Source organism: Cupriavidus sp. SIMBA_020, assembly GCF_046535395.1.
Lineage (GTDB): Bacteria > Pseudomonadota > Gammaproteobacteria > Burkholderiales > Burkholderiaceae > Cupriavidus > Cupriavidus campinensis.
This window is the reverse complement of sequence record NZ_JAWRWU010000208.1, coordinates 1-340: the sequence shown is the minus strand read 5'-3', so window position 1 is coordinate 340 and position 340 is coordinate 1. Positions and strand designations below refer to the sequence as shown.

Annotated in this window: 1 protein-coding gene; it reads left to right on the top strand. The window is 60.9% G+C overall.

The genetic code is table 11. The annotated features are described in order from the left end of the window. Positions 1-5: 5 nt before the first annotated feature. Positions 6-340: winged helix-turn-helix transcriptional regulator (locus tag SB751_RS28850; RefSeq protein ID WP_410748890.1), on the top strand; the 335-nt coding region annotated here is incomplete at its 3' end.

Genomic DNA, 340 nt, shown 5'->3' with positions numbered 1-340 from the left:
GTCACATGGATATGCCTGCCTCACCGGGCGTCAGTACTCAATGCCATAAGGTTGGCAAGGTGCTCGCCATCGTTGGCGACAAATGGACGGTCATGATTGTCAGGGTACTGATTGATCGGCCACGCCGCTTCAACGAGATCAAACGGACCATCGGCGGGATCTCGCAGCAGATGCTTACGCGTACCCTGAAGGCACTCGAGCGCGACGGCATGGTGAGCCGCACGGTCTACCCGACGGTGCCTCCGCAGGTCGAATATGCCCTGACGCCGCTCGGACAATCCCTCGCCGTCCCGGTTCGTGCACTGGGTGCGTGGGCGGGAGAGCATCTCGACGAGATTGA